The sequence below is a fragment of the Streptomyces durmitorensis genome, from assembly GCF_023498005.1.
Classification (GTDB): domain Bacteria; phylum Actinomycetota; class Actinomycetes; order Streptomycetales; family Streptomycetaceae; genus Streptomyces; species Streptomyces durmitorensis.
In genome coordinates, this window is record NZ_CP097290.1 from 74,200 (window position 1) to 97,072 (window position 22,873).

General features: G+C 71.1%; 2 protein-coding genes. Both read left to right on the forward strand.

Features of this window, described 5'->3' with window-relative positions; genetic code table 11:
* The first annotated feature begins 70 nt into the window (after positions 1 to 70).
* On the forward strand, positions 71 to 10,969 hold the full coding sequence (locus M4V62_RS43280; protein ID WP_249593267.1) for a type I polyketide synthase: 10,899 nt from the start codon (positions 71 to 73) through the stop codon (positions 10,967 to 10,969).
* Positions 10,966 to 22,851 (forward strand): type I polyketide synthase, encoded by an 11,886-nt coding sequence (locus M4V62_RS43285; protein WP_283779185.1) that lies wholly within the window; start codon positions 10,966 to 10,968, stop codon positions 22,849 to 22,851. The genes M4V62_RS43280 and M4V62_RS43285 overlap by 4 nt, the downstream gene beginning before the upstream one ends.
* Positions 22,852 to 22,873: the final 22 nt, after the last annotated feature.

A 22,873-nucleotide genomic window follows, 5' to 3' on the forward strand; every position in this document is an offset into this window, starting at 1 on the left:
GATGGGCCCCCTGCGGCCCACCCACGTATTCGAACCGTTCTCCGTCCTGCTCGCCTAGAAAGGCCGACCGATGAGTACTCCGCCCTCCGACCGGATGGAAGCCGCCCTGCCCGCGATCCGTCTGCTCCAGAAGCGTGCGGCCGATCTGGAGGCCCAGCGCACGGAGCCGATCGCTGTGGTGTCGATGGCCTGCCGCCTGCCGGGGGGCATCGGGACGCCGGAGGCGTTCTGGGACCTGCTGTCGCGCGGCGGGGATGCGGTGGGGGGTCTGCCCAAGCGGTGGGAGAGCCTGGGTCTGTACGACCCGGACCCGCAGTCCCCCGGCAAGTCCTATGCCCGCGAGGGCGGGTTCATCGAGGACATCGAGGGCTTCGACGCCGAGTTCTTCGGCATCTCCCCGCGTGAGGCGCAGTCGATGGACCCGCAGCAGCGGATCGTCCTGGAGACGGCATGGGAGGCACTGGAGAGGTCGGGCACCCGCCCCAGCACCCTCAACGAGTCCCGCACGGGCGTCTACCTGGGCACCATGGGCTCCGACTACGACGCCCTGACCCACTACGATCTGGACGCCCTCGACGGCTATATGAGCTCGGGCAACGCGAGCAGTGTGCTGTCGGGCCGTGTCTCCTACGCGCTGGGCCTTCAGGGTCCGGCCGTCACGGTGGACACGGCGTGCTCGTCGTCGCTGGTCGCCCTGCACCTCGCGGTCTCCGCGCTGCGTACCCGGGAGTGCGGGCTCGCCCTCGCGGGTGGTGTCACCGTCATGTCGACGCCGGCGACGTTCGTGGAGTTCAGCCGCCTCAAGGGCCTTTCGGCCGACGGCCGTTGCAGGAGCTTCTCCGCCGATGCCAACGGGGTTGGCTGGGCCGAGGGCGCAGGCATCGTGGTTCTCAAGCGGTTGTCGGATGCCGAGCGTGACGGTGACCGTGTGCTGGCCGTGATCCGGGGAAGCGCGGTCAACCAGGACGGCCGCAGCCAGGGTCTGACCGCCCCCAACGGCCCCTCGCAGCAGCGGGTGGTGCAGGACGCGCTGGCCGCGGCCCGTCTGTCGCCGGACGACATCGACGTGATCGAGGCGCATGGCACGGGCACCAGCCTGGGTGACCCGATCGAGGCCGGAGCGTTGGCGGAGGTCTTCGGCCCCACGCGTACGGCCGAACGGCCGCTGCTGCTGGGTTCGTCGAAGTCGAACATCGGCCACGCCCAGGCGGCAGCGGGCGTCATCGGCGTGATCAAGACAGTGCTGGCCCTCCAGCACGACACCCTGCCCAAGACCCTGCACGCCGACCGCCCCAGCCCCCACATCGAGTGGGAGGACTCGGGCCTGGAACTTCTCCAGGACGCCCGCCCCTGGGAGCGCGGCGAGCGAGCCCGCCGGGCAGGCATCTCCTCCTTCGGTCTCAGCGGTACGAATGCGCATGTGGTGATCGAGGAGGCGCCTGCTGTCGAGGTGGCTGAGGCGGTCGAGGTGCCTGAGGTTGTTGAGGGTCCTGGGCTTGCGTTGCCGGTTGTGGTGTCGGGGCGGAGTGAGGCTGCGCTGCGGGAGCAGGCGGGGCGGTGGGCGGACTGGCTGGAGAGTCACGGCGAGGTCCCGCTTGCCGATGTGGCCGCGACGGCTGCTCTGCATCGCACTCATTTCGATGCGCGTGCGGCGGTGTTGGCGGAGTCGGTGGAGCAGGCCGCAGAGACGCTGCGGTTGGTTGCTGCGGGTCAGGCGGATGAGCGGGCCGTTACGGGGACGGCTGGGCTGGGCGGTAAGACGGTGTTCGTCTATCCCGGTCAGGGCAGTCAGTGGACGGGTATGGGCCGTGACCTGCTGGCCCAGTCGCAGGTCTTTGCCGACACTGTTGATGCGTGTGATGCCGCGTTGAGGCCGTTCACAGGCTGGTCGGTGCGGGAGGTCCTCACCGGTGAGGGAGGAGATCACCCGCCGCTGGACCGGGTGGATGTCATCCAGCCCGCCCTGTTCGCCATGGGGATCGCCCTCTCCGCGCTGTGGCGCTCACGCGGTGTGGAGCCCGATGCGGTCATCGGCCATTCCCAGGGCGAAGTCGTCGCCGCCGTCGTGGCTGGTGCGCTCACCTTGGAGCAGGGTGCGCAGATCGTCGCGCAGCGTTCGCAGGCGGTGCGTACCTGCTCCGGCCAGGGCGGGATGGCTTTGATCGAGCGTCCGCAGGCGGAGGTTGAGGAGTTCATCGCCCCCTACGGCGAAGCCCTCTCCATCGCCGCGGTCAACACCGCCACCTCGACGGTGGTCTCCGGTGAAGCCGCAGCGCTGGACCAGCTGGTGGCCGAGCTGCAAGGGCGCGACGTCTATGCCCGCAAGGTCAATGTCGACTACGCCTCCCACCACGCCCAGATGGATCCCCTCCTGCCGGATCTGGCGGCGGGTTTCACCAACATCACCCCCACCCGCACGGACACGGCGTTCTACTCCACGGTCACCGGGGAGCTGACCGAGGGTACGGATCTTGATGGCGGTTACTGGTGCCGCAACCTGCGCAAGACGGTCCGCTTCGACCAGGCCCTGACCCGTCTCCTGGACGATCACCACACCACCTACATCGAGATCAGCGCCCACCCCGTGCTGTCGATGCCGCTGACCAATGCTGCTGCCGAGCATGACGGCATCGTGATCGGCACCCTCACCCGCAACCACGGGTCCCTGGCCCAGCTCCTGCGCAACCTCAGCCTCCTGCACGTCCAGGGCCACCCCACTCCCTGGGACCAGATCCTCCCCACTCCCACCGGGCAGGTTCTTCTGCCCACCTACGCCTTCCAGCACGAACACTTCTGGCTGGACCCCACCCACACTCCTCAGGACACCACTTCCCTGGGCCTGCATGCTTCGGCGCATCCCTGGCTGGGTGCTGCGACCGCGCTGGCCAACGGTGAGGGTCATCTCCTCACCGGACGCCTCTCCCCTGCCCAGCACCCCTGGCTCACCGACCACACCGTCTACAACACCCCCCTCCTCCCCGGCACCGGACTACTGGACCTCGCGTTCGCCGCTGCCCGTGAGGTCGGGGCGGCCGGCGTCGGAGAGCTGACGCTGACCGAACCGCTGGTGGTGCGGGATGCCGTGCGGATACAGGTTGTGGTCGGCCCGGAGTTGGACGGTCGTCGGTCGCTGGCCGTCTACAGCCAGTCGGAGGACTCGCTGGGCGGCGTGTGGCGTCGGCACGCGACGGGCGACCTCGTGGCGGTCTCGCCGGACGACGGTTCCGGCTCGGACGCGCTCACACAGTGGCCGGTCGCGGGTGCCGAACGCGTGGAACTCGACGGGTACTACGACCGGTTCGAGACGCAGGGCCTCGGGTACGGACCGGCGTTCCGGGGACTGCGGGAGCTGTGGCGTGACGGGGACCGAGCCTTCGGCCTCGTACGCCTTCCCGAGGAGGCCGGCCCGGGTGAGTTCGGCGTGCACCCGGCACTGCTCGACGCCGCCCTGCATGTCATCGCGGCGCTGCGCGACGGGGACGACTCCGTGGTACTGCCCTTCGAGTGGAGCGGCGCGGAGCTGCTGGCCGGGGGTGGTACGGAACTGCGGGTCGAGGTCGAGCTCGACCGGGCGGCGTCCGTCGCCCGCATCAGGGCGGTGGACACCGCGGGGCACCCGGTCCTGTCGGTGCGGGAGCTGCGGCTGCGCGAGGTGACCTCCGATCAGATACGGGTCGCCGAGCGGGTGGAGCACCTGTACCGGGTGGCGTTCGAGCCGCTGCGCCAGGCGGGCGCGGACGTGGCCACTGCCGGTGACGACGGCGCGGACGTGCTCGACGGTGCGGTCGTTCTCGGTGACCGGTCCGAGCTCGGTGCCGCGCTCGGCCTCGACACGGCCGCCGACGTGGACGAGCTGCTGGCCGGGGAGTCCGTACCGGGTCTCGTCCTGGTCGACGCGACGCGTTCCGTGGCGGGCGAGAGCGGTGCCACGCAGGTGGCCACCGCTGCCCTGACCACGCTTCAGAGCCTTCTCGGTGAGCCTCGCCTCGCGTCGACGGCGCTGGTTTGGGTGACGCGCCGGGCCGTGGGTGACGGTGTGGCCGACCTGGCGCACTCCCCGCTGTGGGGGCTGGTCCGGGCCGCCGCGAACGAGTACAGCGAGCGCTCCCTGCGTCTGGTGGATCTGGATGCCGGGGTGGTGGACGCGGAACTGCTGGAGCAGGCGGTCGCGGTCGAGGGTGAGCCCGAGATCGTGCTGCGCGACGGCCACATCCTCGTCGCCCGCCTGACCCGCACCGAGCAGCCCGAGCAGCCCGAGCAACCTGGGCAACCTGGGCAGCTCGACCAGCCCCAGGCCCCGCGCTTCGATCTCGATGGCACGGTCCTGATCACTGGTGGTACTGGTGAGTTGGGCAGGCAGCTGGCCACCCACCTGGTTCGTGAGCACGGCATCCGCCATCTGACGCTGACCTCGCGTCGGGGTGCCGAGGCTCCCGGTGCTGAGGAGTTGGTCGCGGCTCTGACCGAGGCCGGGGCTGACACCGTTGACCTCCGGGCCTGCGACATCAGCGACCACCAGCAGACAGCCGCTCTCATCGGCGCGCTGGAACGCCCTCTCACCGGTGTCTTCCACCTGGCGGGCACTCTCGACGACGGTCTCATCACCGCCCAGACCCCTCAGCGTCTGGAGAAGGTACTTGCCCCCAAGGTCGATGGTGCCCTGCATCTCCACACGCTGACCGCCGATCACGACCTGGCCGCCTTCGTACTGTTCTCCTCCGCCGCCGGAATCTTCGGTACGGCGGGGCAGAGCACCTACGCGGCGGCCAACACCTTCCTCGACGCGTTGGCCGAACGCCGTCACGCGCAGGGGAAGGTCGCCACCAGCCTCTCCTGGGGGCTGTGGCAGCAGGCGGGCATCGGCATGACCGCCCACCTCGGTGACACCGAACTCGCCGAGATCCGTCGCCAGGGCATCGGTTCGCTGTCGGAGGCGGAGGGTCTGCGGCTGCTCCACGCCGCGCTCGCCCAGCCGCATGCGCACCTCGCCCCGGTGAAGTTGGAGCTGGCCGAGTTGCAGCGATCCGCGGACCGGGGTGGCGAGGTCACGCCGAGGTTCCGCGGGCTCGTGCGGCCGCGGCTGCGGCAGGCGGGCCGGGCGGCGGCACGGCCGTCAGCGCTCCGGGACCGCCTGGCCGCCCTGTCCGCCGCCCAGCGGCACCAGGATCTGACGCGTCTGGTGTGCGACGAGGCGGCGATCGTCCTCGGCGTGTCCGACGCCGCAGGCCTCGGTCCGGACCAGGTCCTGAAGGATCTGGGCATCGACTCGGTGATGGCGGTCGAACTGCGCCGTCGCCTGTCGGCAGCGACGGACACCGCCCTGCCCGCGACGCTCGCCTTCGACTACCCCACTCCCACCGCCATCGCCGGACTCCTCCTCGACAAGCTCGACCTGACGAACGCTCCCCAGCGGACGGCCACCCCGCGCCGCACTCGCCGCGCAGGAGCGGACGAACCCATCGCGGTGGTGTCGATGTCCTGCCGCCTGCCCGGTGGCATCAACACCCCTGAGGACTACTGGCAGTTGTTGGTCAGTGGCGGGGATGCGGTGGGGGGTCTGCCCAAGCGGTGGGAGAGCCTCGGTCTGTACGACGCGGACCCGGAGGCGCTCGGCAAGTCCTACGCCCGCGAGGGCGGGTTCATCGACGACGTCGAGGGCTTCGACGCGGAGTTCTTCGGGATCACGCCGCGTGAGGCGCAGTCGATGGATCCGCAGCAGCGGATCGTCCTGGAGACCGTGTGGGAGGCCCTGGAGAGGTCGGGCATCCGCCCCGAGACGCTCGCGGAATCCCGCACGGGTGTCTACCTGGGCACGATGGGCTCCGACTACGACAACCCCCACAACCACGACTACGAGGCTCTCGACGGCTACCTCGGCACGGGCAACACGAGCAGTGTCCTGTCCGGCCGCGTGTCGTACACCCTCGGTCTGCAGGGCCCCGCCCTGACCGTGGACACGGCGTGCTCGTCGTCGCTGGTCGCCACTCACCTCGGTGTGACCGCGCTGCGCAACGGCGAGTGCGACACCGCCTTGGCCGGTGGCGTGACGGTCATGTCGACGCCCGCTCTCTTTGTGGAGTTCAGCCGCCTGAAGGGCATGGCCGCGGACGGCCGTTGCAAGAGCTTCTCCGCCGACGCCGATGGTGCCGGCTGGGCCGAGGGCGCGGGCGTACTGGTCCTGAAGCGGCTCTCGGATGCCGAGCGTGATGGTGACCGTGTGCTGGCCGTGATCCGGGGCAGTGCGGTCAACCAGGACGGCCGCAGCCAGGGCCTGACGGCCCCCAACGGTCCCTCGCAACAGCGTGTGGTGCAGGATGCGCTGGCCGCGGCCCGTCTGTCGCCGGATGACATTGACGCGATTGAGGCGCACGGCACGGGCACCAGCCTGGGTGACCCGATCGAGGCCGGAGCGTTGGCGGAGGTCTTCGGTCCTACGCGTACGGCTGAACGGCCGTTGCTGCTGGGTTCGTCGAAGTCGAACATCGGTCACGCCCAGGCGGCGGCCGGAGTCGCGGGCGTCATCAAGATGATCCTGGCCCTCCAGCACGGCACCCTGCCCAAGACCCTGCACGCCGATGAGCCCAGCTCTCACATCGAGTGGGAGGACTCCGGGCTGGAACTTCTCCAGGACGCCCGTCCCTGGGAGCGCGGCGAGCGGACTCGCCGGGCAGGTATCTCCTCGTTCGGTCTCAGCGGTACGAATGCGCATCTGATCCTGGAGGAAGCACCCGCCGTCGAGACCACGCAGACGGTTGAGGGTCCTGGGCTTGCGTTGCCGGTTGTGGTGTCGGGGCGGAGTGAGGCTGCGCTGCGGGAGCAGGCGGGGCGGTGGGCGGATTGGCTGGAGAGTCACGGCGAGGTCCCGCTTGCCGATGTGGCCGCGACGGCCGCTCTGCACCGCACCCACTTCGACACCCGCGCCGCCGTCCTGGCCTCGTCAGCCGATGAGGCGGTGGCCGGACTTCGGGCGGTTGCTGCGGGTCAGGCGGATGAGCGGGCCGTTACGGGGACGGCTGTGCCGGGTGGTAAGACGGTGTTCGTCTATCCCGGCCAGGGCAGCCAGTGGACCGGCATGGGCCGTGACCTGCTGGCCCAGTCACAGGTCTTCGCCGACACCGTTGACGCCTGCGATGCCGCGTTGCAGCCGTTCACCGGCTGGTCGGTGCGTGAGGTCCTCGTCGGTGAGGGAGGAGAGCATCCGCCGCTGGACCGGGTGGATGTCATCCAGCCCGCCCTGTTCGCGATGGGTGTTGCTCTGTCTGCGCTGTGGCGCTCACGTGGTGTGGAGCCCGATGCTGTCATCGGCCACTCCCAGGGCGAAGTCGTCGCCGCCGTCGTGGCTGGTGCGCTCACCCTGGAGCAGGGTGCGCAGATCGTCGCCCAGCGTTCGCAGGCGGTGCGTACCTGCTCCGGCCAGGGCGGGATGGCCCTGATCGAGCGTCCGCAGGCGGAGGTTGAGGAGTTCATCGCCCCCTACGGCGAAGCCCTCTCCATCGCCGCGGTCAACACCGCCACCTCCACGGTGATCTCCGGCGAAGCCGAAGCACTGGATGAGATCGTCGCCCGCCTGACCGAGGACGGTGTCTATGCCCGCAAGGTCAATGTCGACTACGCCTCCCATCACGCCCACATGGACCCCCTCCTGCCCGGCCTTGAGGTGGGCTTCACCAACATCACCCCCACCCGCACGGACACGGCGTTCTACTCCACGGTCACCGGGGAGCTGACCGAGGGCACGGATCTCGATGGCGGTTACTGGTGCCGCAACCTGCGCAAGACCGTCCGCTTCGACCAGGCCCTGACCCGTCTCCTGGACGATCACCACACCACGTACATCGAGATCAGCGCCCACCCCGTGCTGTCGATGCCGCTGACCAATGCGGCCGCCGAGCATGACGGCATCGTGATCGGCACCCTGACCCGTAACCACGGGTCCCTGGCCCAGCTCCTGCGCAACCTCAGCCTCCTGCACGTCCAGGGCCACCCCACCCCCTGGGAGCAGATCCTCCCCACCACCAGCCCCACCAGCCAGGTCCTCCTGCCCACCTACCCCTTCCAGCACGAACACTTCTGGCTGGAGTCCACGAGCCGTGGCACCAACCCCGGCTCACTCGGCCTGGACGCTTCCGCGCATCCCTGGCTGGGTGCTGCCACCGCGCTGGCCAACGGTGAGGGTCATCTCCTCACCGGACGTCTCTCCCCTGCCCAGCACCCCTGGCTCACCGACCACACCGTCTACAACACTCCCCTCCTCCCCGGCACCGGACTACTGGAGCTGGCCTGGACCGCAGCCACCGAAACCGGCGCCGCACGAGTCGAGGAACTCACCCTCGCCGAACCCCTCGTACTCCCCGAACCCGGCGACAACAACAGCCACATACGCCTCCAGGTCACCGTCGGTGCGGCCGAGGTGGACGGACGGCGTCCGCTCTCGGTGCACAGTCGGCGGGAGGACACCCAGGAGGAGTGGACCTGCCACGCCACCGGTCTGCTCGGTGCCGACGCGGTCGACGCCGGTCTCCAGGGAGGCGGCGATGCCGGCGGGTCGGGTCGGGAGTTCGCCGAGCTGGCGCGCTGGCCTGTAGCCGGTGCGGAACCGCTGGACGTGGCCGCCTTCTACGAGCGGTACGCGGCGCAGGGAGTGGGGTACGGTCCGGCGTTCCGGGGCGTGACCGAGCTGTGGCACCGGCAGGGCAGCGCCTTCGCTCTGGTCCGGCTGCCGGACGGGCTCGACGGGTCCGCGTACGGCGTGCATCCGGCGCTGCTCGACGCGGCGGTCCAGACGCTCGCGGCGGCGCGTGACGCGAACGCCGCGGCCGGTACGGAGCCGGATCAGGTACTGCTGCCGTTCGAGTGGAGCGACGCCGAGCTGCATCGTGCCGGCGCCTCCGAACTGCGCGTGCGCGCCGACTGGGACCAGGACACTGCCGAGGGCAGCGTCTGGGTGGTGGACGCCACCGGGAGCCCGCTGGCCTCGGCCCGGCTGCGGGCCAGGGCGGCGACGCCGGACCAGATCCGCGCGAGCCGCCCGGTGGAGCACCTCTACCGGGTGGAGTTCCAGGCCGCGCCCCTGCCCACCGGGGCGGAGGCACCGGCCACCTGGGTCGTCGGCAGCGGAGACCGTCTCGCACAGGCGCTCGGCGCGCACCGGGTGGTCGATCTGGCCGCACTGGCCGCCGAGCTGGAGAACGCGGACGGACATCCTTCCCGCCTCGTTCTGGATGTGACCGGCAAGGTACCGGGAGACAGCGCGCAGGCGGCACGGCAGCTGGCGGCGGACACGTTTGAGGCCTTGCGGCTGGCCCTGGACGATGCGCGTCTGGAGACCACCGAACTGGTCTGGGTCACCCGAGAGTCGGTCGTGGCCGTGCCGTCCGACGGCGTGCCCGACCTGGCGCAGGCACCTCTGTGGGGCATCCTCCGCGTCGCCCGCAACGAGCACCCCGAGCGGCCGATCCGCCTGGTCGATCTGAGCGCCGATGAATCCGACACGGACGTACTGGCCCGTGTGCTCGGTATCGAGGGCGAGCCGGAGCTCGTGGTCCGGCAAGGTGTTCCGTACGTGCCTCGCCTGGCCCGAGTCGGGCATGGGGACGGCGGTGAGACGGGCGCTGCGCGCTTCGATCTCGATGGCACGGTCCTGATCACCGGTGGCACCGGTGAGTTGGGCAGGCAGCTGGCCACCCACCTGGTTCGTGAGCACGGCATCCGCCATCTGACGCTGACCTCGCGCCGGGGAGCCGATGCGCCTGGTGCCGAGGAGTTGGTCGCGGCTCTGACCGAGGCCGGGGCCGACACCGTTGACCTCCGGGCCTGCGACATCAGCGACCACCAGCAGACAGCCGCTCTCATCGGCGCGCTGGAACGCCCTCTCACCGGTGTCTTCCACCTGGCGGGGACTCTCGATGACGGTCTTATCACTGCCCAGACCCCTCAGCGTCTGGAGAAGGTACTTGCTCCCAAGGTCGATGGTGCCCTGCATCTCCACACGCTGACGGCCGATCACGACCTGGCTGCCTTCGTACTGTTCTCCTCCGCCGCCGGTGTCCTTGGCGGTGCGGGGCAGAGCACGTATGCGGCGGCCAACACCTTCCTTGACGCGTTGGCCGAGCACCGTCACGCGCAGGGGAAGGTCGCCACCAGTCTCTCCTGGGGGCTGTGGCAGCAGGCGGGCATCGGCATGACCGCGCACCTCGGCGACGCCGAGCTGGCCCGCATGCGCCGTCAGGGCGTCACTGCCCTCACCACCGAACAGGCCCTCCGCCTCCTCGACACCACCCTCACCACCGGCCACCCCCACACCGTGCCCGTGAAGCTCGACCTGGGCGCGGTGCGCCGTGAGGCCGAGCGGAGCGGTGACATGCCCGCCCTCCTCCGCGGCTTGGTGCGGGCGAGGCAGCGCCGGGCCGGTGCGGCAGCGGCTCCGGGCGCACTGCGCGACCGGCTGGCCGCGCTGCCCGAGGAGGAGCGGCACGCATCGGTGATGGAGGTGGTGCGGCGCGAGGTCGCCGTCGTCCTGGGCATCGCGGATGGCGCGAGCGTCGGCGCCCAGCAAGTACTCAAGGATCTCGGCATCGACTCGGTGATGGCGGTCGAACTGCGCCGCCGTCTGTCGGCCGAGACCGGGGTGTCGCTGCCCGCGACCCTCGCCTTCGACTACCCCACCCCCACCGCCATCGCCGGACTCCTCCTCGGCAAGCTCGAACTGGGCGGCGCCGGTTCGGGGGCCTCGGCACCTCGCCTCACGAAGAACCAGATCGACGCACTCGTGGAACTGCTGCGTTCCGCGACGCCGGAACAGCTCGCAACGCAAGGCCTCGTCGCCAGCTTCGGCGACCTGCACACGGCGCTGTCGAAGACGGCTGCCGCCGAGCCCGGCGAACCCGACATGGACGCCGCGGACGTCGCGGACGGCAGTCAAGAAGACCTTCTCGAATTCCTGGACCGCAAGTTTGGAGTGGGCAAGTGAGCGCTACCGACGTGCAGAAGCTCGAGACCTATCTGCGACGTACGACGAACGCGCTGCTGCAGGCCGAGAACGACCTCGCCTCGGAGCGCGCCGCGAAGACGGAGCCGATCGCGGTGGTGTCGATGTCGTGCCGCCTGCCCGGTGGCATCAACACCCCTGAGGACTACTGGCAGTTGTTGGTCAGTGGCGGGGATGCGGTGGGGGGCCTGCCCAAGCGGTGGGAGAGCCTTGGCCTGTACGACGCGGACCCGGAGGCGGTCGGCAAGTCCTATGCCCGCGAGGGCGGTTTCATCGACGACATCGAGGGCTTCGACGCCGAGTTCTTCGGCATCTCCCCGCGTGAGGCGCAGTCGATGGACCCGCAGCAGCGGATCGTCCTGGAGACGGCATGGGAGGCACTGGAGCGCGCGGGCATCCGCCCCGAGACGCTCTCGGAGTCCCGCACCGGCGTCTACCTGGGCACGATGAGCTCCGACTACGGCAAGCAGACGGGCCTCGGCGACCTGGACGGGTACGTCAGTACGGGCAATGCGAGCAGTGTGGTGTCGGGCCGTGTCTCCTACGCGCTGGGCCTTCAGGGTCCGGCCGTCACGGTGGACACGGCGTGCTCGTCGTCGCTGGTCGCCACCCACCTCGGCGTGACCGCGCTGCGCAACGGTGAGTGCGACACCGCCCTCGCCGGTGGCGTGACGGTCATGTCGACGCCCGCTCTCTTTGTGGAGTTCAGCCGCCTGAAGGGCATGGCCGCGGACGGCCGTTGCAAGAGCTTCTCCGCCGACGCCGATGGTGCCGGCTGGGCCGAGGGCGCGGGCGTACTGGTCCTGAAGCGGCTCTCGGATGCCGAGCGTGATGGTGACCGCGTGCTGGCCGTGATCCGGGGCAGCGCGGTCAATCAGGACGGCCGCAGCCAGGGCCTGACCGCCCCCAACGGCCCCTCGCAGCAGCGGGTGGTCCAGGACGCACTCACCGCCGCCCGCCTCACCCCCGACGACATCGACGCCATCGAGGCGCATGGCACCGGCACCAGCCTGGGCGACCCCATCGAGGCCGGAGCACTCGCCGAGGTCTTCGGCCCCACGCGTACGGCCGAACGGCCCCTGTTCCTGGGTTCGTCGAAGTCGAACATCGGCCACGCCCAGGCGGCGGCCGGAGTCGCGGGCGTCATCAAGATGATCCTCGCTCTTCAGCACGGCACCCTGCCCAAGACGCTGCACGCCGATGAGCCCAGCTCTCACATCGAGTGGGAGGACTCGGGCCTGGAACTTCTCCAGGACGCCCGTCCCTGGGAGCGCGGCGAGCGGACTCGCCGGGCGGGTATCTCGTCGTTCGGTCTCAGCGGTACGAATGCGCATCTGATCCTGGAGGAAGCCCCCGCCGTCGAGACCACGCAGACGGAGGGCACGGACGCACCGCATCTCCCGGTGCCCATCCTCCTGTCGGGCCGGGACGAGACAGCCCTGCGCGCCCAGGCACAGCGCTGGGCCGACTGGCTGGAGAGCCAGCCCACCGTGTCACTGACGGATGTGGCCACCACAGCCGCCCTGCACCGCACCCACTTCGATGCGCGTGCGGCGGTGCTGGCGGAGTCGGTGGAGCAGGCCGCAGAGACACTGCGGTTGGTTGCTGCGGGTCAGGCGGACGAGCGGGCCGTGACCGGCACGGCTGTGCCGGGCGGTAAGACGGTGTTCGTCTATCCCGGTCAGGGCAGTCAGTGGACCGGTATGGGCCGTGACCTGCTGGCCCAGTCGCAGGTCTTTGCCGACACCGTTGACGCCTGCGACGCAGCGTTGAGGCCGTTCACTGGCTGGTCGGTGCGGGAGGTCCTCACCGGCGAGGGAGGAGATCATCCGCCGCTGGACCGGGTCGATGTCATCCAGCCCGCCCTGTTCGCCATGGGTGTTGCCCTGTCCGCGCTGTGGCGCTCACGCGGCATCGAGCCCGATGCGGTCATCGGCCACTCGCAGGGCGAAGTGGTTGCGGCTGTGGTGGCTGGTGCGCTCACCCTGGAGCAGGGCGCGCAGATCGTCGCCCAGCGTTCCCAGGCGGTGCGCACCTGCTCCGGCCAGGGCGGCATGGCCCTCATCGAGCGCCCCCAGGCCGAAGTTGAGGAGTTCATCGCCCCCTACGGCGAAGCCCTCTCCATCGCCGCGGTCAACACCGCGACGTCCACGGTGGTCTCCGGCGAGGCCGCAGCACTGGACCAGCTGGTGGCCGAGCTGCAAGGGCGCGACGTCTATGCCCGCAAGGTCAATGTCGACTACGCCTCCCACCACGCCCACATGGACCCCCTGCTTCCCGGCCTTGAGGCGGGCTTCACCAACATCACCCCCACCCGCACGGACACGGCGTTCTACTCCACGGTCACCGGGGATCTCACCGAGGGCACGGACCTTGATGGCGGCTACTGGTGCCGCAACCTGCGCAAGACCGTCCGCTTCGACCAGGCCCTGACCCGTCTCCTGGACGACCACCACACCACGTACATCGAGATCAGCGCCCACCCGGTGCTGTCGATGCCGCTGACCAATGCCGCTGCCGAGCATGACGGCATCGTCATCGGCACCCTCACCCGCAACCACGGGTCCCTGGCCCAGCTCCTGCGCAACCTCAGCCTCCTGCACGTCCAGGGCCACCCCACCCCCTGGGAGCAGATCCTCCCCACCACCAGCCCCACCAGCCAGGTCCTCCTGCCCACCTACGCCTTCCAGCACGAACACTTCTGGACGGACCCCACCCACACTCCTCAGGACACCACTTCCCTGGGCCTGAACGCTTCCGCGCATCCCTGGCTCGGTGCTGCGACCGCGCTGGCCAACGGTGAAGGCCATCTCCTCACCGGACGTCTCTCCCCTGCCCAGCACCCCTGGCTCACCGACCACACCGTCTACAACACCCCCCTCCTCCCCGGCACCGGACTACTGGAGCTGGCCTGGACCGCAGCCACCGAAACCGGCGCCGCACGAGTCGAGGAACTCACCCTCGCCGAACCCCTCGTACTCCCCGAACCCGGCGACAACAACGGCCACATACGCCTCCAGGTCACCGTCGGCGCGCCGGACGATTCGGGCCGGTGCGAGGTGGCCGTCTACAGCCAGCAGGAGGACGGTCAGGAGACCTGGACGTGCCACGCCACCGGTGTCCTCGGGGGCGGTTCGGACGAGGACGGCTCTGATGCCGCCGCTTCCGGGGCGACGTCCGCGCTCGCGCAGTGGCCAGTGCCCGGAGCCGAGCGGATGGATCTGGACGGTCTGTACGACCGGTTGGCGGGGCAGGGTCTCGGGTACGGGCCCGCCTTCCAGGGGCTGCGGGAGCTGTGGCGCAAGGACGGCGCCGGATACGGCCTCGTACGTCTTCCCGAGGAGGTCGGGACGGGTGAGTTCGGCGTGCACCCGGCGCTGCTCGACGCCGCCCTGCACACCCTCACGGCGCTGCGCAGCACCGAAGAGGCGGTGATCCTGCCCTTCGAGTGGAGCGGTGCCGAACTCCGTTCGACCGGGCCCCGCGAGCTGCGGGTCCGGGTCGAGCTTGACGATGCTCAGACGTCGGCGCGGGTGCTCGCAGCAGATCCGGCCGGAAACGTCGTGGTGTCGGGAACGCTGGCGCTGCGCGAGGCGACCCGCGAGCAGATTCGCAGCAGCCGGTCCGCCCGGCATCTGTACCGGGTCACGTTCACGCCTGCCCGCGCTCTGCGCGAAGTGCCGCACGACGATCTGTGGGTGCTGGGCGGGACGGGCGACCTCGCCCGCGCGCTGGGCGCCGAGGCCTTCCCGGACCTGGCGGCCGCGCTCGCCGGGCTCGGCGAGGACGAGCTGCCGCCCGCGCGGATCGTGGTGGACGCCACGGGCGCCGCGTCGGGCGGAGCCGTGGCGGACGCGGAGTCTGTGCGGCAGGCCGCAGCGACTGTCCTGACGCAGGTTCAGGACGTCGTCGCCGAGCCGCGGCTTTCCGGGACCGAGGTGGTCTGGGCAACTCGTGGCGCCGTGGGTGAGGCCGCGTACGACCTGACGCACGCACCGGTGTGGGGCGTGGTTCGCGCGGCCCGCGCGGAGTACACGGAGCGTTCCCTGCGTCTGGTGGATCTGGATGCCGGGGTGGCGGACGCGGAACTGCTGGAGCAGGCGGTCGCGGTCGAGGGGGAGCCCGAGATCGTGCTGCGCGACGGCCACGTCCTCGTCGCGCGCCTGGCGCGAGTCGGGCATGGGGACGGTGGTGAGGCGGGCGCTGCGCGCTTCGATCTCGATGGCACGGTCCTGATCACTGGTGGCACCGGTGAGTTGGGCCGGCAGCTGGCCACCCATCTGGTCCGTGAGCACGGCATCCGTCACCTGACGCTGACCTCGCGCCGGGGAGCCGAGGCTCCCGGTGTCGAGGAGTTGATCGCGGCTCTGACCGAGGCCGGGGCCGACACCGTCGACCTCCGGGCCTGCGACATCAGCGACCACCAGCAGACAGCCACCCTCATCGGCGCGCTGGAACGTCCCCTCACCGGTGTCTTCCACCTGGCGGGCACTCTCGATGACGGTCTTATCACCGCCCAGACCCCTCAGCGTCTGGAGAAGGTTCTTGCTCCCAAGGTCGATGGTGCCCTGCATCTCCACACGCTGACGGCCGATCACGACCTGGCTGCCTTCGTGCTGTTCTCCTCCGCCGCGGGTGTTCTTGGCGGTGCGGGGCAGAGCACGTATGCGGCGGCCAACACCTTCCTTGACGCGTTGGCCGAACACCGTCACGCGCAGGGGAAGGTTGCCACCAGTCTCTCCTGGGGTCTGTGGCAGCAGGCGGGCATCGGCATGACCGCGCACCTCGGCGACGCCGAGCTGGCCCGCATGCGCCGGCAGGGCGTCACCGCCCTCACCACCGAACAGGCCCTGCACCTCCTCGACACCACCCTCACCACCGGCCACCCCCACACCGTGCCCGTGAAGCTCGAACTCCCCTCATTGCAGCGGGACTTCGACCGTGACGGTGAGACGCAGCCGTTGCTGCGGTCGCTGTTGCGTGCCCCGCGCAGGCGGGCGTCCGGCACCGTCGAGGGCGGCACGCTGCGCGATCGGCTCGCACCGCTCTCCGACGAGGAGCGGGGCAAGGAGCTGACCGCTCTCGTACGCGGTGAGGCCGCCGTGGTGCTCGGCATCGCGGACGGTTCGGGCCTCGGGGCGGACCAGGTCCTGAAGGATCTGGGCATCGACTCGCTGATGGCGGTCGAACTGCGCCGCCGTCTGTCGGCCGCGACCGGGGTGTCGCTGCCCGCGACCCTCGCCTTCGACTACCCCACCCCCACCGCCATCGCCGGACTCCTGCTCGACAAGCTCGCACTCGGCGGCACCCCGAAGCAGGCCACCCCGCGCCGCACTCGCCGCGCAGGAGCGGACGAACCCATCGCGGTGGTGTCGATGTCCTGCCGCCTGCCCGGCGGCATCAGTACCCCCGAGGACTACTGGCAGCTGCTGGTCAGCGGCGGCGACGCCGTCGGCGCATTCCCGGGCCGCTGGGCCGGACTCGATCTGTACGACGCGGACCCGGAGGCGGTCGGCAAGTCCTACGCCCGCGAGGGCGGGTTCATCGATGACATCGAGGGCTTCGACGCCGAGTTCTTCGGGATCACGCCGCGTGAGGCGCAGTCGATGGACCCCCAGCAGCGGATCGTCCTGGAGACCGTGTGGGAGGCCCTGGAGCGCGCGGGCGTCCGCCCCGAGACGCTCTCGGAATCCCGCACCGGCGTCTACCTGGGCACCATGGGCTCCGACTACGGGAATCTGCACAACCACGATCTGGACGGGCTCGACGGCTATCTGAGCACCGGCAACGCGAGCAGTGTCCTGTCCGGCCGGGTGTCGTACACCCTCGGTCTGCAGGGCCCCGCCCTGACCGTGGACACGGCGTGCTCGTCGTCGCTGGTCGCCACTCACCTCGGCGTGACCGCCCTGCGCAACGGAGAGTGCGAGACGGCGCTGGTCGGCGGTGTCACCGTCATGTCGACACCGGCGACCTTCGTGGAGTTCAGCCGCCTGAAGGGACTCTCGGCCGACGGCCGTTGCAGGAGCTTCTCCGCGGATGCCGATGGCGCAGGCTGGGCCGAAGGCGCGGGCGTCCTCCTCCTCAAGCGGCTCTCGGATGCCGAGCGTGATGGTGACCGCGTGCTGGCCGTGATCCGGGGCAGCGCGGTCAACCAGGACGGCCGGAGCCAGGGCCTGACCGCCCCCAACGGCCCCTCGCAGCAGCGGGTGGTGCAGGACGCACTCACCGCGGCCCGCCTCACCCCCGACGACATCGACGCGATCGAGGCGCACGGCACGGGCACCAGCCTGGGCGACCCCATCGAGGCCGGAGCACTCGCCGAGGTCTTCGGCCCCACGCGTACGGCCGAACGGCCCCTGTTCCTGGGTTCGTCGAAGTCGAACATCGGTCACGCCCAGGCGGCGGCCGGAGTCGCGGGCGTCATCAAGATGATCCTCGCCCTCCAGCACGGCACCCTGCCCAAGACTCTCCACGCGGACGAGCCCAGCTCTCACATCGAGTGGGAGGACTCCGGCCTGGAACTTCTCCAGGACGCCCGCCCCTGGGAGCGCGGCGAGCGAACCCGCCGGGCGGGCATCTCCTCCTTCGGTCTCAGCGGCACCAACGCCCACCTCATCCTGGAGGAAGCCCCCGCCGTCGAGACCACGCAGACGGTTGAGGAAACGGACGCACCACACCTGCCGGTGCCCATCCTCCTGTCGGGCCGGGACGAGACAGCCCTGCGCGCCCAGGCACAGCGCTGGGCCGACTGGCTGGAGAGCCAGCCCACCGTGTCACTGACGGATGTGGCCACCACAGCCGCCCTGCACCGCACCCACTTCGACACCCGCGCCGCCGTCCTCGCCTCGTCGGCCGACGAGGCGGTGGCCGCACTGCGGGTACTGGGCGACGGCGCCTCGCACGCCGGTCTCGTACAAGGCGAGGTGACCGGCGAGGTGACCGGCGACGCCGGGCTCGGCGTCCTGTTCACCGGGCAGGGCAGCCAGTACGGCGGTATGGGGCGGCAGTTGTACGACGCCTTCCCCGCTTACCGGGCCGCGTTCGACGCCGTGTGTGAGGCCGTCGATCCGCACCTGGAGAGGTCTCTGGCCGATGTGGTGTTCTCCGGCGGTGACGACGGTGACGATCGTGACGGCAGGGGCGCCCTGATCCACGAGACCCAGTACACCCAGCCCGCGCTGTTCGCGCTGGAGGTCGCTCTCTACCGGCTGTGGGAGTCATGGGGCGTCGTCGCGACGACCGTGGCGGGCCACTCCGTCGGCGAGTTCGCCGCGGCCCATGTCGCGGGGGTGCTGAGCCTTCAGGACGCGGCTCGGCTCGTCGTCGCCCGCGGCCGTCTGATGCAGTCCTGCCGCGCCGACGGCGCGATGGTCTCCGTCGAAGCCGGCGAGGCCGTGGTGCTCGACGCGATCGGCGACCGTGCGGGCATCGGCATCGCCGCCCTCAACACCCCGGCGCAGACCGTCGTCAGCGGTGACGCCGACGCCGTCGCCGCCCTCGCCGAGCACTTCGCCGCCCAGGGGCTGCGCACCCACCGGCTGACCGTCTCGCACGCCTTCCACAGCACGCACATGGACGCGATGCTCGACGAGTACGCCGCCGTGGCCGCCACCTGCGGCTACCGGGCACCCGCGATCCCGCTGGTGGACACGCGCACCGGCGCCTGGCACTCGTCCGGCACCGCCGAAGGCGAGGGGATCCGCTCGCCGGAGCACTGGGTGCGCCAGGTCCGCGACGCGGTCCGGTTCACCGACGCCCTCGGCACGCTCGCGGAGCACGGTGTCCGGCGCTTCCTGGAGTGCGGCCCGGCTCCCGCGCTCACCCACATGGGCACGCAGACGCTGAGCACCGGTCACTTCACACCGAGCATGCGCAACGCCGCCAAGACGAGCGAGGGCACGGCGGACGAACCCCGCACGCTGCTGACCGCGCTGGCCCGGCTGCACACGGCGGGCCACCGCGTGGACTGGTCGCGCACCCCGCTGCCCGGCTCGGGCCGCCCCGTCGAGCTGCCGACGTACGCCTTCCAGCGCACGCGTTACTGGAAGGAGCAGGCGTCCCGCACGGACGTGCGCGGATCGGGTCTGGGGCAGGGCAGCCATCCCTGGCTGCCCGCGACGGCGGTGCTCGCGGGCGGCGACGGGCATCTGCTGTCCGGTGCCGTCTCCGCGGCCGAGTACCCCTGGCTGGCCGACCACGCCGTGTTCGACTCCGTGCTGCTGCCCGGCACCGGTCTGCTCGACCTGGCCTGGGCGGCCGCGCACACCGTGGGCGCCGCACGCGTCGCGCACCTCACCCTCGCCCGGCCGCTGGTTCTCGACGGCTCCGCACGGACCCGGCTCCAGGTGCGCGTCGGCGGGCCTTCGCCGGAGGGACAGCGCGCGATCGCCGTCTACAGCCAGCCCGAGGACGTCGCCGACCAGCAGGAGTGGACCCTGCACGCCGAGGGAGAGCTGGACGACGTCCAGGTTCCGGGCGACGAGGCGTTCGCCGAGCTGAGCGCCTGGCCCGTGCCCGGTGCGGACGGCGTGCAACTGGGCGGCTTCTACGACGGGATGGCGGAGAAGGGCGTCCGGTACGGGCCTGCCTTCCGCGGCCTGACGGAGCTGTCGCGCCGGGACGGTGTCGCCTACGGGCGCATCGTGCTGCCGGAAGGCGACGGCGTCGGCACGAGCGGATTCGGGGTGCACCCGGCGCTGTTCGACGCGGCCCTGCACACCCTCGCAGGCACCACCCCGGACGAGCAGGACACGGACGGCGACACGGTGTTGCTGCCGTTCGCCTGGACGGACGTCACGCTGTACGCGACGGGCGCCACGGAGCTGCGGGTCCGCGTCGAGCTCGAGCCGTCCGGCGAGGGCGGCGAGACCCGCGCTTCGGTGCTCCTCGCCGACGGAGCGGGCCGGCCGGTGGCATCGGCACGCGGCCTGCGCCTGCAGCGGGCGAGCGCCGAGCAGCTGCGTGCCGGCGGGCGCGACACCGACCATCTGTACCGCGTGGAGTTCCAGCCGGTGGAGGCGGAGGCGCTGACCGCGTCCGGCGCCGACGATGCTGCCGGCACGCTGGTCCTCGGCGACGGGGAGGGCCTCGTCGCCCGGTCCTTGAACGCCCTGGCCTTCGCGGACCTCGATGCGCTCCTCGCCGCAGACCCGGCGCCGCGCCGCATCGTGGTCGACCGCACACCGCGGCCGTCCTCCGCAGCCCCCGCCGCGGAGCCGTCCGTGGCCGAGCAGGCGCATGCCACCGCGATCGGCGAACTCGCCCTGGTCCAGCGGCTGTTGGCATCTCCGGCGCTGGTCGACACCGAGGTCGTGTGGGTGACCGGCGACGCGGTCAGCACCCGCCCGGACGACACGGTCGCCGCGCTGGGCACCGCCCCTGTGTGGGGTCTGGTCCGCTCGGTGCGGGCCGAGAGCCCGGAGCGGACATGGCGTCTGGTCGACGTGGGCGCGGACGCCGCGGCACCGGAACTGCTCGCGGCGGCGCTGGCCGTCACCGGTGAGCCGGAGGTGGCACTGCGCGGCGAGATGGTGTTCGTCCCGCGTCTGGCACGGGCCGGTTCCGGCAGCACGGTACGGGTGCCGGACGCCGGGGCATGGGCCCTGGACGTGCGGGAGAAGGGCAGGCTCGACACGTTCGAGGCGGTGCCGCTGGACACCGGCGAGCCGCTCGGCCCCGGCGAGGTCCGGGTGCAGGTGCGCGCGGCCGGCCTGAACTTCCGTGACGTCCTCAACGCACTGGACATGGTCCACGCCCCGAAGTTCGGCCTCGAATGTGCCGGAGTCGTGCTGGAGGCCGGTGCGCAGGTGGAGCATCTGCGGGTCGGTGACCGGGTGATGGGTCTGGCGGTGGGTTCGTTCGGTACGGAGGTCCGGGCTGATGCGCGGGTCATGACTCCCATCCCGGAGGGTTTGTCGTATGCGCAGGCTGCGACGGTGCCGTTGACGTTCCTGACGGCGTATCACGGTCTGGTTGATCTGGGTGGGCTGCGGGCGGGCGAGAAGGTGCTGGTGCATGCGGCCGCCGGTGGTGTGGGCATGGCCGCGGTTCAGCTGGCCCGGCATCTTGGCGCCGAGGTGTACGGCACGGCCAGTTCCGGCAAGTGGTCTGCTCTGCGTGCCATGGGTCTGGCCGATGACCACATTGCCTCCTCCCGGGACACCGGTTTCGCGGAGGGCTGGCGGGAGGTGTCCTTCGATGTGGTCCTGAACTCTCTGGCGCGTGAGTTCGTCGACAGCACGCTGGGGATGCTGTCCGACGGCGGGCGTTTCCTGGAGATGGGCAAGACCGACATCCGTGAGGCGGGTCAGGTCGCCTCCGATCATCCCGGTGTGCGCTACCAGGCCTTCGACCTCATGGACAGCGGCGCCGACCGTATCCAGGAAATGCTCCTGGAGATCACCGCACTCCTGGCCGACGGCACGATCCGCCCGCTGCCACTGCACGCCTACGACGTCCGCGAGGCACCCAGCGCCTTCCGGTTCATGGCGCAGGGCAAGCACACCGGCAAGCTGGTCCTCACCCTCCCCCGGGCTCTCGACCCCGAGGGCACCGCGCTGATCACCGGCGGTACCGGGGCGCTTGGCCGGGCCGTCGCCGAACACCTCATCCACACCCACGGCATACGCCACCTCGTCCTCACCTCCCGCCGCGGCCCCGACGCGCCCGGCGCCGACACCCTGATCACCCACCTCCAGGCGGCAGGCGCCACCACCGTGCGCATCGTCGCCTGCGACGTCAGCCGTCGCGACGACGTCGCCGCCGCCGTCTCCGCCGTGGCCACAGGCCACCCGCTGACCGCGGTGGTGCACCTGGCCGCAGTCCTCGACGACGGCATCGCACGCAACCAGGACGCGGATCGGATGGCCGCGGTCCTCGCACCGAAGGCCGACGGCGCGCTCCTCCTGCACGAGCTGACCGCCGATCAGGATCTGGCCGTCTTCGCCCTGTTCTCCTCGGTGGCGGGCACGTTCGGCTCCCCGGGGCAGACCAACTACGCGGCCGCCAATGCCTTCCTGGACGCCTTCGCCGCCTACCGCCACACCCTCGGGCTGCCGGGGCTCAGCCTCGCCTGGGGGCTGTGGGACCAGGGCGGAACGGGCATGACCGCCCACCTGGGCGAGGCCGAACTGGCCCGGATGCGCCGCGGAGGCGCCCGCGCCCTCGGCGTCGACGAAGGGCTCGCGCTGTTCGACGCCGCACTGCTCCGCCCCGAGGCGCAACTGGCCCCGGTCAGGCTCGACCTGGCGGCGCTGGCGCAGCAGGAGGACGTGGCACCGCTGCTGCGGGCCCTGGTGCGGCCGCGGCTGCGGCAGGCCGCGGCCACCGCGCAGCAGGGCTCGGACTTCCTCGACCGGCTCGCGGCGCTGGGCGAGGCGGAGCGCTTCGAGACGCTCACCGAGTTCGTCCGCGGTGAGGTGGCGGCCGCCGTCGGCCTGCCGGGCGCACACGCGGTGGCCGCGGAGAAGCCGCTGCAGGGCCTGGGCCTGGACTCGCTGATGTCCGTCGACCTGAAGAACCGCATCGCCGCCCGGACCGGCGCCGAACTGCCCAGCACGCTGGCGTTCGACTACCCGACGCCGAGGGCGATCGCGGAGTTCCTCCTCGGCAAGCTGCGGCTCGGCGGCGCGGCACAGGACGTCCCGCCGCAGGACCCCATGGCCGCGGCCCAGTGGGCCATCGGCAAGGCCGGTCCCGCGCTGCTGCGGGAGAGCGGACTGCTCGCGCAGCTGCTCGACCTGGCGCAGGGCACGGACCTGCCGAAGCAGAACGGGGCGGACGACGCCCTGAGGGCGGCCGAATCGCTCAGCGACTCGGACATCGACCGGGCCCTGGACATGGTGCTCGGCGACTTCGCCGCCTGACCCGTACCCAATGATCACGAAA